15 protein-coding genes are annotated in these 14,654 nt (G+C 71.6%); 12 read left to right on the top strand and 3 right to left on the bottom strand.

Annotated features, from left to right (window positions below; genetic code table 11):
* Positions 1–16 precede the first annotated feature (16 nt).
* A complete protein-coding gene (locus tag VIG76_RS05710) occupies positions 17–1,645 on the top strand; it encodes an alpha-amylase family glycosyl hydrolase (RefSeq protein WP_331951986.1) in 1,629 nt (542 codons plus the stop codon).
* 106 nt (positions 1,646–1,751) lie between these two features.
* Here the strand turns inward: VIG76_RS05710 and cofD are convergent, their stop codons facing one another.
* The 3 genes from cofD to VIG76_RS05695 all read right to left on the bottom strand — a co-directional run bounded on the left by cofD (position 1,752) and on the right by VIG76_RS05695 (position 3,693).
* Entirely contained in the window at positions 1,752–2,750 is a 999-nt protein-coding gene (gene cofD / locus VIG76_RS05705; RefSeq protein WP_331951984.1) for a 2-phospho-L-lactate transferase, read from the bottom strand.
* A 30-nt stretch (positions 2,751–2,780) separates the two neighbouring features.
* Positions 2,781–3,185 carry a VOC family protein gene (locus VIG76_RS05700; RefSeq protein ID WP_331951982.1) on the bottom strand — a complete coding sequence of 135 codons (405 nt, stop codon included), beginning with the start codon at positions 3,183–3,185 and terminating at the stop codon, positions 2,781–2,783.
* A gap of 88 nt (positions 3,186–3,273) precedes the next feature.
* Positions 3,274–3,693 (bottom strand): helix-turn-helix transcriptional regulator, encoded by a 420-nt coding sequence (locus VIG76_RS05695; RefSeq protein ID WP_331951980.1) that lies wholly within the window; start codon positions 3,691–3,693, stop codon positions 3,274–3,276.
* A 121-nt stretch (positions 3,694–3,814) separates the two neighbouring features.
* Between VIG76_RS05695 and VIG76_RS05690 the strand changes: the two genes are divergently transcribed.
* The 11 genes from VIG76_RS05690 to VIG76_RS05640 all read left to right on the top strand — a co-directional run.
* A complete protein-coding gene (locus VIG76_RS05690; protein ID WP_331951978.1) occupies positions 3,815–4,663 on the top strand; it encodes a nitrilase-related carbon-nitrogen hydrolase in 849 nt (282 codons plus the stop codon).
* Positions 4,664–4,689: 26 nt separating this feature from the next.
* On the top strand, positions 4,690–6,111 hold the full coding sequence (gene hydA, locus VIG76_RS05685) for a dihydropyrimidinase (protein ID WP_331951976.1): 1,422 nt from the start codon (positions 4,690–4,692) through the stop codon (positions 6,109–6,111).
* A 5-nt stretch (positions 6,112–6,116) separates the two neighbouring features.
* Complete coding sequence (locus VIG76_RS05680; RefSeq protein ID WP_331951974.1) at positions 6,117–7,145, top strand: TIGR03842 family LLM class F420-dependent oxidoreductase; 1,029 nt, start codon at positions 6,117–6,119, stop codon at positions 7,143–7,145.
* A 47-nt stretch (positions 7,146–7,192) separates the two neighbouring features.
* Complete coding sequence (locus VIG76_RS05675) at positions 7,193–8,506, top strand: aspartate aminotransferase family protein (protein WP_331951972.1); 1,314 nt, start codon at positions 7,193–7,195, stop codon at positions 8,504–8,506.
* A 171-nt stretch (positions 8,507–8,677) separates the two neighbouring features.
* Positions 8,678–9,199 carry a YceD family protein gene (locus VIG76_RS05670; protein ID WP_331951970.1) on the top strand — a complete coding sequence of 174 codons (522 nt, stop codon included), beginning with the start codon at positions 8,678–8,680 and terminating at the stop codon, positions 9,197–9,199.
* 2 nt (positions 9,200–9,201) lie between these two features.
* The gene (gene rpmF, locus VIG76_RS05665) at positions 9,202–9,405 is read left to right on the top strand and encodes a 50S ribosomal protein L32 (RefSeq protein WP_331951968.1); all 204 of its coding nucleotides are present in this window, start codon (positions 9,202–9,204) and stop codon (positions 9,403–9,405) included.
* 1 nt (position 9,406) lies between these two features.
* Positions 9,407–10,114 (top strand): ribonuclease III, encoded by a 708-nt coding sequence (rnc, locus tag VIG76_RS05660; protein WP_331951966.1) that lies wholly within the window; start codon positions 9,407–9,409, stop codon positions 10,112–10,114.
* A complete protein-coding gene (gene mutM / locus VIG76_RS05655; RefSeq protein WP_331951964.1) occupies positions 10,107–11,036 on the top strand; it encodes a bifunctional DNA-formamidopyrimidine glycosylase/DNA-(apurinic or apyrimidinic site) lyase in 930 nt (309 codons plus the stop codon). The genes rnc and mutM overlap by 8 nt, the downstream gene beginning before the upstream one ends.
* A gap of 260 nt (positions 11,037–11,296) precedes the next feature.
* The gene (locus tag VIG76_RS05650; protein ID WP_331951962.1) at positions 11,297–13,138 is read left to right on the top strand and encodes a thiamine pyrophosphate-requiring protein; all 1,842 of its coding nucleotides are present in this window, start codon (positions 11,297–11,299) and stop codon (positions 13,136–13,138) included.
* Positions 13,139–13,143: 5 nt separating this feature from the next.
* Positions 13,144–14,247: an enolase C-terminal domain-like protein gene (locus tag VIG76_RS05645; protein WP_331951960.1), complete on the top strand. Its 1,104-nt coding sequence runs from the start codon at positions 13,144–13,146 to the stop codon at positions 14,245–14,247.
* Positions 14,244–14,654: cbb3-type cytochrome c oxidase subunit I (locus tag VIG76_RS05640; protein ID WP_331951958.1), on the top strand; the 411-nt coding region annotated here is incomplete at its 3' end. The genes VIG76_RS05645 and VIG76_RS05640, both read left to right, overlap by 4 nt.

Here is a 14,654-nt window from a genome sequence, read left to right as displayed (position 1 = left end):
GCGGGACACTGGCGCGATGACCGAGGAGCGTCACGAGGACCCGCGTCAGGAGCAGGGACCGGGTGACTCGCCCGGATCGCCCGACTGGATCCACCGGGCCGTGATCTACGGCGTCGACGTGCTGCGCTACCAGGACTCCGACGCCGACGGGAACGGCGACCTGAAGGGCCTCGCGTCCCGCCTCGACCACATCAAGGACCTCGGCACGGACTGCATCTGGCTGCTGCCGTTCTACCCGAGCGAGCGGCGCGACAACGGCTACGACGTGACGAACCAGCTCGGCGTCGACCCGCGCATGGGGACGCTCGACGACTTCCGGCTGCTCGCCGAGCAGGCCCACGCGCGCGGCATCCGGCTGCTGCTCGACATGGTGCTGCACCACACCTCGAACCGGCATCCGTGGTTCCAGGCGGCCGAGTCGGATCCGCGCAGCCGGTTCCGCGAGTACTACATCTGGAGCGAGACCGAGCCGCCCGACAGCGAGTCGCAGAGCGCCTTCCCGGGCGAACCGCATACGGGCGGCATCTGGTCGTGGTCCGAGCGGGCCCGCGCCTTCTACCGCCACCAGTTCTACGACTTCGAGCCGGACCTGCGGATCGCCTCCGATGCCGTCTGGGAGCAGGTGAAGGGCATCCTCGACTTCTGGATCGCGCTCGGCGCCGACGCGTTCCGGATCGACGCCGCCGGCCTGCTCTTCGCCGACATCGGCCTGCCCGGAGACCAGGCGAACGCCGGGAAGCGGCTCGACGACCTCCACCGCTACCTGAGGAAGCGGGCCCCGGAGGTCGCGCTGCTCGGCGAGGTCGACCTCCCGCCCGAGCAGCTGCCCACCTACTTCGACAAGGGGCGCATCGATCAGCTGCTCGCCTTCCTGCCGAACAACGCGCTTCTGCACTCCCTCGCGATCGAGGACGCCGGACCGCTCTGCGCGGCCGTCGCCCGGCACGACGACGCCGTGAAGCACGGCGCCTGGCGGCAGTTCCTCCGCAACCTCGACGAGCTGAACCTGTCGCACCTCTCCGACGAGGACCGCGACCGGGTGTTCGGCGTCTTCGCGCCGAGGGAGGACGAGCGGATCTACGGGCGCGGCATCCGGCGCGGATGGGCGCCGATGATGGAGCACTCAGCCCGCACGCGGATGACCCTGAGCCTGCTGTTCGCACTGCCGGGCGCCCCGCTGCTCGTCGCCGGCCAGGAGATCGGCACGGGCGACGACCTCTCGCTCGAGGGGCGGGCGGCCGTGCGGCTGCCGATGCAGTGGTCGCCGGAGCCGGGTGGCGGCTTCTCGACGAGCCGCGAGGGTGAGGCCGCTCACCTCGTCACCGACGGGCCCTACGGCATCGGGCGGGTGAACGTCGCCGACCAGGAGCGGGATCCGGGCAGCCTGCTGCACCTGACCCGCGCGCTCACCCGCTTGTGGCGCGAGCACCCCGGCATCGCGTCGCCGCAGGTCGAGCGGCTCGACGCCGATCCCGCGCTCGTGGTCTTCCGGTACGACGAGGTGGTGGCGGCGCACAACCTCGCCGCGGGGCCGCGGCCGCTGCCCGAGGCGCTGCAGGACGCGGAGCTGCTGCTCGGCGACGAGCTCGACGCGGACGGCATGCTGCCGGCCTACGGACTGCGGTGGATGCGCACCGCCGACTGAGGTCCTGACCACCTGACCACCCGGTGACTTGCCACTTCTGGCCCTTGAAGGGGCGCTTAGAGGGCCGGAAGTGGCAACTCACCTCGAAGGTGAGGGGGCGGGTGGGTCAGCGCTCGGCGAGGGCGAGGGCCTCCGCGGCGATCGCGGCCGACGCCGTGTCGTCGTGCATCCAGAGGGGGACCGCGCGCGACGGGATGCCGTCGGCGGTCAGCCCTTCGACCACCGCGGCGTCGGAGCGGTCGACGAGCCAGCCGTCGAGCAGGCCTCCCGAGGACCGGGCGCCGTAGTGGCGCCCGACCGCATCCGCGCTCGTGGCGACGCCGATCGCCTTGAGGCAGGCGTCGGCCATCCCGCGCACCGCGGAGCCGCCGATGATGGGGGAGACCCCGATGATCGGGGCCGGCGTCGCGAGCAGCGCGTCGCGCAGTCCGGGGACGCCGAGGATCGTGCCGATCGACACCACCGGGTTCGAGGGCGCGAGCAGCACCACGTCCGCCGCCGCGAGCGCCGGGGCGACCGCGGGCGCGGGCTGCGCGCTCTCGGCGCCGGCCTGCACGAACCGCTCGGCGGCCAGCTTGGCCCGGGTGCGGACCCACCACTCCTCGAAGTGCAGCTCGCGCGCCTCGCCGTCCTCGTGCACGAGCACGTGCGTCTCGACCTCGTCGTCCGTGGCGGGGACGAGCCGCACGCCGAGCGGCCAACGCGCTGACAGGCGCTCGACGACCGCCGACAGCGGCAGCCCCTGCTTGAGCAGTGCGGTGCGGGCGATGTGGGTGCCGAGGTCGAGGTCGCCGAGGGTGAACCACGGCCAGCCGACGCCGTAGGCGGTGAGCTCGCCGCTCACCCGCTCGGACTCGCCGGCCCTGCCCCATCCGCGAGCCGTGTCGTTCACGCCGGCGAGCGCGTAGAGCAGGGAGTCGAGGTCGGGCGTGATGCGCAGGCCGGCGAGCCAGAGGTCGTCGCCGGTGTTCACGACGACGGTGATCAGGGCGGTGGTGCCGCCCTGCCCGTCTGGCCAGACCGTGCGGCAGTGCTGCCGCAGACCGCGGACGAACTTGGCCCCTCCGACGCCACCGGCGAGCACGACGATGCGGGGAGCGGGCACCCGCCAACCCTACGGAACCCGCCTGCGACCTCAGGCCGTCTGGCTGATGCGCACCGTGTTGCCCGACGGGTCGCGGAAGGCGCAGTCGCGCGGGCCCCACGGCTGGTCGATGGGCTCCTGCAGCACCTCGGCGCCGGCGGCGCGGATGCGCTCGAAGGCGCCGTCGAGGTCGGCGGTTGCGAAGACGATCGGCCCGAGGGCGCCCTTGACGAGCAGCTCCTGCAAGGCGTCGCCGTCGGCCTGCGAGCGGCCCGCGTGCGGGTCGGAGAGCACGATGCCGAGACCCGGCTGGGCGTCGCTGCCGAGGGTGACCCAGCGGTGGCCGCCGGAGGAGACGTCGTTCACGACTTCGAGCCCGAGGCCGTCGCGGTAGAAGGGGAGGGACTCGTCGGGGTCGTTGACCGTGACGTTGCAGTACTGGAGTGCGACGTTCATGGCAGCGACGCTAGGAGCGGCAGGTCACCGGTGCTTCTCGAATCCTGCTCGATCTGCGACGCACGGCTTCGGGACCGGCGGCGGATCCCTACCGCTGTGCGGATGGCGTCCGCGAACGGCGCGGCCGGGTGAGCACCTTCGCGACGCAGCTCGGCATCGCCTCGACCGCCGGATGCGAGCGGGCCCGGTACGCGGACGGCGTCTCGCCGACGAGCTCCGTGAACCGCGAGCTGAACGACCCGAGCGAAGTACATCCCACGGCCATGCACGCCTCGGTGACGCTCGCGCCGGCGCGGAGCAGCGCCATCGCGCGCTCCACGCGCCGCGTCATGAGGTAGCCGTACGGTGTCTCCCCGTAGGCGTCCTTGAAGCGGCGCGAGAAGTGCGCGGGCGACATCGCGGCGTGCTGCGCCATCGTCACGACGTCGAGCGGCAGGGCGTACTCGCGGTCCATCAGGTCGCGGGCGCGCCGCAGGAACGCGAGCTCCTGGATGCGCTGCGGGGTCATGGCGGGACGGTACCAGCGGGCAGCGGCGCCCGACAGTGGTCCCGGGCGCTGCCGAGTGCCACGATGGGCCTCACCCGCCGCTGCGGGTCCGGGAGGAACCGATGGCTGGAGGTACCACCCGATGAGCGTCGTCCGCGCAGCGATCACCCAGACGACCTGGACCGGCGACCAGGCGTCGATGCTCGACAAGCACGAGGGCTTCGCGCGGTCCGCCGCGGCGGAGGGCGCGCAGGTGATCTGCTTCCAGGAGCTCTTCACCGGCCCGTACTTCGGCATCGTCGAGGACGCGAGGTACTACGCCTACGCGGAGCCCGTGGACGGGCCGACCGTGCAGCGGTTCGCGGCGCTCGCCGCCGAGCTCGGCATGGTGATGGTGCTGCCCATCTACGAGGAGGCGCAGCCCGGCGTCTACTACAACACCGCCGTCGTCGTCGACGCGGACGGCCGCGTGCTCGGGAGCTACCGGAAGAACCACATCCCGAACCTCGACAGCTTCTGGGAGAAGTTCTACTTCCGCCCCGGCAACCTCGGTTACCCGGTGTTCCGCACGGCCGTCGGCGCGATCGGCGTCTACATCTGCTACGACCGGCACTTCCCCGAGGGCTGGCGGGAGCTCGCGCTGAACGGCGCGCAGATCGTGTTCAACCCGAACGCCACGAAGCCCGGGCTCTCCAACCGGCTCTGGGATCTCGAGCAGGCCGCCGCGGCCGCCGCGAACGGCTACTTCATCGCGGCGCCGAACCGCGTGGGCAGCGAGACGAACGAGTTCGGCGACAAGGCCGTTCCCTTCTACGGCACGAGCCAGTTCGTCGATCCGCGGGGGGACTTCGTCGGCGACCGCGGCAGCACCGCGGAGGAGGAGGTCGTGATCCGGGACCTGGACCTCGATCTCATCCGCGAGGTCCGCAACGCCTGGCAGTTCTTCCGCGATCGCCGCCCCGACTCCTACACGGCGATCGCCGCGCCCTGATCGCAAGCGCCGAGGAGGAGGACCGGATGACCAGGACCCTGATCGCAGGCGGCACGGTCGTGAACGCGACCGGCTCCTCCAAGGCGGACGTGCTGATCGACGGGGAGACGATCGCCGCGGTGCTCGCGCCCGGATCGACGCTGCTCGGCTTCGACGTGGCGGCCCACGTCGATCGGGTGATCGACGCGGCCGGCAAGTACGTGATCCCGGGCGGCGTCGACGCGCACACCCACATGGAGATGCCGTTCGGCGGCACCTTCGCCTCGGACACCTTCGAGACCGGCACCCGCGCTGCCGCCTGGGGCGGCACGACGACCATCGTCGACTTCGTCGTCCAGTACCCGCACGAGCGCGTCCTCGACCGGTTCGCCGCCTGGCACGAGAAGGCGGATGGCAGCTGCGCGATCGACTACGGCTTCCACCAGATCCTGTCCGACATCCAGCCGGAGTCGCTGACGGCGATGGACGAGCTGATCGCGGAGGGCGTGACGAGCTTCAAGCTCTTCATGGCCTACAAGGGCGTCTTCCTGTCCGACGACGGGCAGATCCTCCGCGCCTTCCAGAAGGGCGCGAGCAACGGGGCGCTGATGATGATGCACGCCGAGAACGGCAGCGTCATCGACGTGCTCGTCGAGCAGGCGGTCGCCGCGGGGAACACCGCGCCGCTCCACCACGGGCTCACCAGACCGTGGCAGACCGAGGAGGAGGCCACGCACCGGGCGATCATGATCGCCGACCTCACCGGCGCCCCCCTCTACATCGTGCACGTCTCCGCCAAGCAGGCCGTCGAGCAGATCGCCGCGGCGCGCGACCGCGGCAGCAACGTCTTCGGCGAGACCTGCCCGCAGTACCTCTACCTCTCGGTCGAGGAGCAGCTCGGGGCGCCCGGCTTCGAGGGCGCGAAGTGGGTCTGCTCCACCCCGCTCCGCAGCCGCGCCGAGGGCCACCAGGACCACATGTGGCAGGCGCTGCGCACGAACGACCTGCAGATGGTCTCGACGGACCACTGCCCGTTCTGCATGAAGGGCCAGAAGGACCTCGGCCTCGGCGACTTCTCGAAGATCCCGAACGGCATCGGCTCGGTCGAGCACCGGATGGACCTGCTCTACCAGGGCGTCGTCGAGGGGCGCATCTCGCTCGAGCGCTGGGTGGAGGTCACCGCCACGACCCCGGCCCGGATGTTCGGGATGTACGGCCGCAAGGGCGTGCTGCAGCCTGGCGCCGACGGCGACGTCGTCGTGTACGACCCGAAGGGCCGCACGAGCATCGGGATCGGGAAGACCCACCACATGAACATGGACTACTCGGCGTGGGAGGGGCGGGAGATCGACGGCCACGTCGACACCGTGCTCTCCCGCGGGAAGGTGATCGTCGACGGCGGCGCGTACCTCGGCGCGAAGGGCGACGGGGTCTACGTCAAGCGCGGCCTGTCGCAGTACCTGGTCTGACGGCCATGGACTTCGGCGTGGTCCTGCAGACCAACCCGCCCGCCTCCCGCTCCGTGCACCTCGCGAGGCTCGCCGAGCAGTTCGGCTTCAGCCACGTCTGGACCTTCGACTCGCACCTGCTCTGGCAGGAGCCGTACGTCATCCACTCCGCGATCCTGAACGAGACGAAGCGCGTCAAGGTCGGCCCCTTCGTGACGAACCCGAGCACCCGTGACTGGACCGTCACGGCGAGCGTCTTCGCGACCCTGAACGAGATGTACGGCAACCGCACGGTGTGCGCGATCGGCCGTGGCGACTCCGCCGTGCGCGTGACGAACGGCGCGCCCGCGAGCCTCGCCACGCTCCGCGAGGCGATCCACGTCATCCGTGAGCTCGGCAACTCGCGCTCGGTCGAGTACCGGGGCGCGACCATCCGCTTCCCCTGGAGCGTCGGCTCCGAGCTCGAGGTCTGGGTGGCGGCGTACGGGCCGCTGGCGCTCAAGCTCGCGGGCGAGGTGGCGGACGGCTTCGTGCTGCAGCTCGCCGACCTCGACATCGCCGAGTGGATGATCGCGACGGTGCGGGCCGCGGCGAGCGCGGCCGGCAGGGATCCGGACGCCATCACGATCTGCGTCGCCGCCCCGGCGTACGTCACCGACGGCGGCGAGGCGGCCCTCGCGCACGCCCGCGAGCAGACCCGATGGTTCGGCGGCATGGTCGGCAACCACGTCGCGGACATCGTCGCGAAGTACGGCACCAGCGGCGCGGTCCCGACGGCGCTCACCGACTACGTCGCGGGCCGGGAGTCCTACGACTACAACGAGCACGGGCGCGCGGGGAACACGCACACGGCGTTCGTGCCCGACAAGATCGTCGACCGGTTCTGCGTGCTCGGCCCCGTCGCCGACCACATCGAGCGGCTGCAGCGCCTGAAGGCCCTCGGCGTGGATCAGTTCGCGATCTACCTGCAGCACGACGACAAGGAGGAGACCCTCCGCCGATACGGCGAGACGGTCATCCCCGCACTTCGCGACCCGGTGCTCGCCGCCTCCTGACCCGGCGCCCGCGATCGGCCACACTGGAGCCCGACCCTGGAGGAACCATGACGCTGACGGATGCGGACGCCGCGACCACGCTCGACCTCGATCGGCACGTGTTCCACTCCTGGAGTGCGCAGGGCTCGCTCGCCCCGTTCGTGATCGCCGGCGCGTCCGGATCCGAGGTCTGGGACGAGGACGGGAAGCGCTACCTCGACTTCTCGAGCCAGCTCGTCAACACGAACATCGGCCACACGCATCCGAAGGTCGTCGCCGCGATCCAGGAGCAGGCGGCGCTGCTGCCGACCGTCGCCCCGGCGCACGCGAACCGCACCCGGGGGCTCGCCGCCGAGCGGATCCTCGAGGTCGCTGGCGACCCGTTCTCGGCCGTGTTCTTCACCAACGGCGGTGCGGATGCGAACGAGAACGCCATCCGCCTCGCGCGCCTGACGACCGGTCGCGACAAGGTGCTCTCCGCCTACCGCTCGTACCATGGGAACACCGGCGCGGCGATCGTCGCGACGGGGGACTGGCGGCGCATGCCGAACGAGTACGCCCGCGGCCACGTGCACTTCTTCGGGCCCTACCCGTACCGGAGCGAGTTCTGGTCGACGTCGCCGGAGCAGGAGGCCGAGCGCGCGCTGCACGCCCTCGAGCGGATCGTCCAGGCCGAGGGGCCGGGCACGATCGCGGCGCTGCTCGTCGAGACCGTGCCGGGCACCGCGGGCGTGCTCGTGCCGCCGCCCGGCTGGCTCGCCGGCCTCCGCGCGATCGCCGACCGCTACGGCATCGTGCTCATCCTCGACGAGGTGATGGCGGGCTTCGGTCGTACGGGGGACTGGTTCGCCTTCCAGAACCCGCAGCTGAACCCGGACGGGGTCGTCCCGGACCTCGTCACCTTCGCGAAGGGCGTCAACTCCGGCTACGTCCCCGCGGGCGGCGTGCTGATCCCGCCCGCGATCGCCGCGGAGTTCGACACCCGCGTGTTCCCCGGAGGGCTCACCTACAGCGGGCATCCACTCGCGATGGCCTCGATCGTCGCCTCGATCGACGCGATGCGGGAGGAGGGGATCATCGACAACGCCGCCCGCATCGGCGCCGATGTGCTCGGCCCGGCCCTCCACGCGCTCGCCGAGCGCCACCGGGTGATCGGCGAGGTGCGCGGCCTCGGTGTCTTCTGGGCGCTCGAGCTCGTCGCCGACCGTGCGACGCGTGAGCCGCTGCCGGCCGCCGACATGGCCGGGATCAAGCGGCACCTGATGGCCGAAGGGCTGCTGCCCTTCGTGCAGGACAACCGCATCCACGTCGTGCCGCCGTGCATCGTGACGGATGAGGAGGTCCGGCGCGGGGTCGCGATCCTCGACGCCGTCCTGCCGTAGCCGCTGACCCTCGCCGCGTTCATCGCGCCGTTCCGGAGAAACCGGACGACACGCCGCCGCCGGAGCGCCTGGCGCGGCGTGTCGCGCAGGAACTCCGGAACGGCGCGATGACTTCGGTGTGCCCCGGCGCCCGCACAGGCTCAGCATGTGAGCGGCGTAAAATCTCCCTTCGTGATCGCCCGCAACCCCTACGTGCAGAACGTGCGCGACCTCATCCGCCACCCGGGCGACATGCGCGAGCGGCACCTCGAGTTCGCGGCTCCCGAGCACCTCGGTGAGGGCCTCGTCGCCGTCGCCGAGGGCACCGGGCTCGACATCGACCTGAAGCTCGAGTCGCTGCACGAGGGCGTCCTCGCATCCGGCTCGGTGCACACGCAGGCCGACGGCGAGTGCGCCCGCTGCCTCGCGCCGGTGTCGCTGCCCATCGATGTCGAGTTCGCGGAGCTTTTCGCGTATCCTTCAGACGAGCCGTTCGACCATGCCCTCGAGGGCGACACGCTCGACCTCGAGCCGGTGGTGCGGGACGCGGTGGTGCTGGCACTGCCCTTCCAGCCCGAATGCGTCGACGGCTGCCAGGACCTCGACCTCGGCCCCGGCATCAGCCTGATCACGGCGGATGCCCCGAAGTCCGTGGACGCCCGCTGGGCGGCACTCCAGGGCTTCACGGCCGCAGACGACAGAGAAGAGAGATAGCCATGGCGGTTCCGAAGCGCCGCAAGTCCCGCGCGAACACCCACGCGCGCCGCTCGCAGTGGAAGGCCGAGGCCCCCACGCTGGTCAAGACGATCGAGAACGGCAAGGTCGTGTACTCCCTGCCCCACCGCGCCCGCGTGGTCGAGGGCTCCGACGGCGTGCCGCTGTACCTCGAGTACAAGGGCCGCCGGGTCGCCGACGCCTGACGTGCCCGGCGCTGACGCGCCCGCACCGAGCCTGACCGAGCAGCTCGGGGTCGACATCGATCCCGCGCTGCTCGAGCTCGCGCTCACGCACCGCTCCTACGCCTACGAGCACGGCGTCCCCGACAACGAGCGACTCGAGTTCCTCGGCGACAGCGTGCTCGGCCGCGCCGTCACGGCGATGCTCTACGAGCGGTACCCGGACGAGGCGGAGGGGCAGCTCGCGAAGCGCCGCTCCGCGCTCGTGTCGACCGTGGCCCTCGCCCGGATCGCCGAGGGGATGGCGCTCGGCCGGCACATCCGGCTCGGCCGCGGCGAGGTGCGCACCGGAGGCGAGGCGAAGGCCTCGATCCTCGCCGACACCGTGGAAGCCCTGATCGGCGCCGCTTTCCTCGCCGTGGGCAGTGAGGCGGCCGAGGCGCTCGTGCTGCGGCTCGTCGCGCCGCTCGCGGATGATCCCACCCGCTTCGGCGCGGTGATCGATCCGAAGACCGCGCTCCAGGAGGTCGCCGCGCGTCGCGGTGCCGACGCGCCCGTCTACGCGGTGGAGGGCGCCGGCCCCGGGCACTCGCGGGTGTTCACAGCCACCGTCACCGTCGGCGATCTCGCCGTCGCCACCGGCGAGGGCACGAGCAAGAAGCAGGCCGAGACCGCAGCGGCCTGGGCCGCGTTCCAGCACCTGACCGAGGGCGCGACCCCGGACCGTGCCTGAGCTGCCCGAGGTCGAGGTCGTCCGCGCCGGCCTCGAGCCCGTCGTCGCGGGCGCCCGCATCGCGGGCGTGGAGGTCGTGGAGCCGCGCTCGCTGAAGCGGCACCCGCAGGGCGTCGCCGACTTCGAGGAGCGGCTCGCGGGGCGCCGCATCCGCAGCGCCGTCCGTCGCGGCAAGTTCCTCTGGCTCCCGCTCGACGACGGGCCCGCGGAAGCCGTGCTCGCCCACCTCGGCATGAGCGGCCAGATGCTGCTGCGCACCGAGGACGCGGATGCGGACCGCCTGCTCCGCGTGCGCCTCGTGCTCGAGAACCCCGCCTTCGGGCCGATCACGGTCGCGTTCGTCGACCAGCGGATCTTCGGATCGCTCGCGATCGATCGGCTCGTCCCGACCGACGACGGTGCGCCGGGCGGCCTCGGCGACGACGAGCCGGTCGTGCCCTCGCAGGTGGCGCACATCGCGCGCGACCCGCTCGATCCCGCGTTCGACGACGCCGACTTCCTCCGCCGCCTCCGTGCGCGGCGCACCGGGGTGAAGCGCGCGCTGCTCGACCAGACGCTCATCTCGGGTGTCGGCAACATCTACGCCGACGAGGCGCTCTGGGCCGCGCAGCTGCACTACGAGGCGCCGACCGACCGCCTCCCGCGGGCCGCCGCGATCCGGCTGCTCGCCGAGCTGCGGCTCGTGCTGGAGCGCGCCCTCGCCGACGGCGGCACCAGCTTCGACGCCCAGTACGTCAACGTGAACGGCGCATCCGGATACTTCTCGCAGCGGCTGAACGCCTACGGACAGCAGGGGAAGCCCTGCCCCCGGTGCGGCACGCCCATCGTGCGCGAGGCGTTCATGAACCGCTCGAGCCACCTCTGCCCCGTGTGCCAGCGACGCCCGCGCGCACCGCGCCCGAAGGCCCTCGCCGCCCGCTGACGCCCGCTCGCCGACGTCGGAACGCACCCGCCTCTCGTGGGTTGCCGCTTCTGGCCCTCGAAGCGCGTGTTCGAGGGCCGGAAGTGGCAACCCACGGCGTCCTTCGGTCCGTTCCCACCTGGTTCCGAGAATTGTTTGCACAATGGCAAGTGGTTTGCGGCGTGCAGCAAGCACCGAGCGCGCGGGGGCGAGCCGGGAAGGTTCCCGCCCTAGCGTCCAGCGGTCCGAGCAGGGCGTCGATCGACACCGGAGGGAAGACGATGGCGAAGAACACGGTCAGCGATTTTCTGATCCAGCGGCTGAAGGACTGGGGGGTGAGCCGGGTCTTCGCCTTCCCCGGCGACGGCATCGGCGAGCTCGACGGCGCGCTCGGCAAGGCCGACCGCCGCGGCGAGGGCCTCGACTACATCCGGCCCACCCACGAGGAGATCTGCGCGCTCATGGCGACCGCGCACGCGAAGTTCACGGGCGAGGTGGGCGTGTGCATGGCGACCTCCAGCCCGGGCGCGTTCCACATGCTGAACGGGCTCTACGACGCGAAGATGGACAACCAGCCGGTGGTCGCGATCGTGGGGCAGCAGGGTCTCGATGCGCTCGGCACGTTCTCGCAGCAGGAGAACAACCTGGAGCGCACGTTCGCAGACGTCGCCGCGTACGTGCAGACCATCGTCTCGCCGGCCCAAGCGCAGGCGGTCATCGACACCGCGTTCCGCACGGCCATCGCCCGCAAGCAGCCGTGCGTGATCGTGTTCCCGCACGACGTGCAGGCGATGAAGGCCGTCGAGCCCACCGCCGCCCACTGGATCGCCCGAACGAGCGACGCGCCCGCCGAGGTCGGCATCACGCCGCCGCTCGACGAGATCCGCCGTGCCGCCGACATCATCAACGCCGGCGAGCGGGTCACCTTCCTCGTCGGGCACGGCGCCGTGGGCGCGACCGACGAGGTGATCGAGGCCGCCACGCTCGCCGGCGCCGGCATCATCACCGCCCTCCGCGGCAAGGAGGTCGTGCCGTCCGACGTGCCGTTCCACACGCAGCAGGTCGGCCTCCTCGGCTCCCTGCCGAGCCTCCACCAGATGCAGGACTGCGACACGTTGCTGATGCTCGGCACCAACTACCCGTACGGCGAGTTCCTGCCGAAGACCGGGCAGGCGCGGGGGATCCAGGTCGACCTGCGGCCGGAGCAGCTCGGCTTGCGCTACCCCACCGAGGTGAACCTGTGGGGCGACGTGAAGGCGACGCTCACCGCGCTCATCCCGATGCTGGAGAGGAAGACCGACCGGTCCTGGCAGGAGAAGATCGAGGGGGAGTGGTCCGGCTGGGAGCGCGAGATGCTCGACCAGGCGATGCAGTCCTTCCCGGACGGCGGCAACCCGCGGCGGATCTTCCACGAGCTGAACACCCGGCTTCCCGAGAACGCGATCGTCACCTGCGACGCCGGCACCACGGCCGACTGGTACGGGCACCACATCCGCCTGCGCCGGGGGATGAAGGGCGACCTGTCCGGCCGGCTGGCCACGATGCTCGCGGCGATGCCCTACGCGGAGGCCGCGAAGTTCGCGTTCCCGGAGCGCACCGTGATCTGCACGATCGGCGACGGCGCCTTCCAGATGCTCGGGATGAACGAGCTCATCACCATCAAGAAGTACATGCACACGTGGTCGAACCCGCAGTTCATCGTCATCGTGCTGCACAACGACGACCTCGCCCAGGTCTCCTGGGAGATGCGCACCGAGGACGGCAACCCGGTCTGGGAGGGGTCGCAGGACGTGGAGAGCGTCGACTACGCCGGGTGGGCGGAGCTGCTCGGCTTCAAGGGCATCCGCGTGAAGGACGACGACTTCGCGGCCGCGGCGATCGAGGCGGCGCTCGCGCACCGCGGGGTCACCGTGATCGACGACTACGTGACCCGCAACGCGCCTCCGCTGCCCGCGAAGATCACCTCGGAGTACCGCAACAACATGATCAAGGCGATGCTGAAGGGCGACCCGCACGAGGTCCCCACCCTCGTCGACTCGGCCGAGGCGCTCGCGCACGAGGGCATCGACCGCGTGAGGGGTGCGCTCCACATCGGCCACGGCGCCGACCAGAACCGCGACTGACGACGATGACGGGCACGCTGCGCGCGCTGCGGACGGCGGTGTTCACCGTACCCACCGCGATGCCGGAGACCGACGGCACCGCCGCCTGGGACGCGACGACCGTGGTGACGGTCACGGCCGAGGCCGGCGGCGAGTCCGGCCTCGGCTGGTCCTACACCGACCCCCGCGCGGCGCAGATCGTCTCCCGCGTGCTCGCCCCGCTGCTGGAGGGGGAGGACGCGGACGACCTCCCGCGGCTGCGGCACCGGATGCTCGCCGCGACTCGCAACATGGGCGCCACGGGCGTGGTCGCCTCCGCGATCTCCGCCGTCGACATCGCGCTCTGGGACCTGAAGGCCCGACGCCTGGGCCGCTCCATCGCCGGCCTGATCGGCCGCGCCCATGACGCCGTCCCCGTCTACGGCAGCGGCGGGTTCACCGACTACCCAGACGAGCGCACCGTGGACGAGCTGCGCGGCTGGCTCGAGCTCGGCATCCGGAACGTGAAGATCAAGATCGGCGCGTCGTGGGGCGCCCATCCGCTCCGCGACCTGGAGCGGATCGCGCTCGCCCGGCGCACGGTCGGGGACGCCGTCGGCCTCTTCGTCGACGCGAACGGCGGCTACAGCGTCGGGGAGGCCATCCGGGCCGAGCACGCCTTCCGCGAGTACGGCGTGATCTGGTTCGAGGAGCCGGTCTCGTCGGACTACCCCGAGCAGATGGCGAGGGTGCGTGCCGCCGCGCTCGCCGATGTGGCCGCGGGGGAGTACGTGTGGCGGCCGAGCGACGCCGCGGCGCTCGTCGAGGCCGGCGCCGTCGCGTGCCTGCAGCTCGACGTCACCCGCTGCGGCGGCTACTCGGCCTGGCTGCAGGCGGCCGCGTACGCGGGCCTGCACGGCCTGCAGGTGTCGGGGCACTGCGGGCAGCACCTGACCGTGCACGTGGCCGCCGCCACCCCGAACGCGCGGCACCTCGAGTACTTCGTCGACCACCTGCGGGTCGACACCGCGCTCTTCGACGGCCTGCTGCCGGTCGTCGACGGCGCACTCGCCCCGGACCCGGCCGCTCCGGGACACGGCATGCGGCTCGCGCAGCACGCCGAGCAGTACCGGCAGGAGGACCAGGGATGACCGTCACTGAGCGGGGAATCGGCGAGGCCGAGCTGCGAGGCCCGTGGGAGAGCGAGCCGACGATCCGGCCGGCGGGGCCGGGCCGCAAGGGGAACGTGGTCGTCGAGTGGATCACGACCACCGACCACAAGAAGATCGGGTACCTCTACCTGATCACGTCGTTCGTCTACTTCCTGATCGGCGGCGTGCTGGCGCTGGTGATCCGGGCGCAGCTGGCCGCCCCGGACCTCCATCTCGTGCCGACGCCGGAGATCTACAACCAGCTCTTCACGATGCACGGCACGATCATGCTGCTGATGTTCGCGACGCCGCTGTTCGCGGGGTTCACGAACGTGCTGATGCCGCTGCAGATCGGTGCTCCGGATGTCGCGTTCCCGCGGCTGAACGCCTTCGCGTACTGGCTCTAC

This window comes from Amnibacterium sp., assembly GCF_036559085.1.
In the GTDB taxonomy this organism is placed as follows: Bacteria; Actinomycetota; Actinomycetes; order Actinomycetales; family Microbacteriaceae; genus Amnibacterium.
This window is presented reverse-complemented; position numbering and strand designations above follow the sequence as displayed.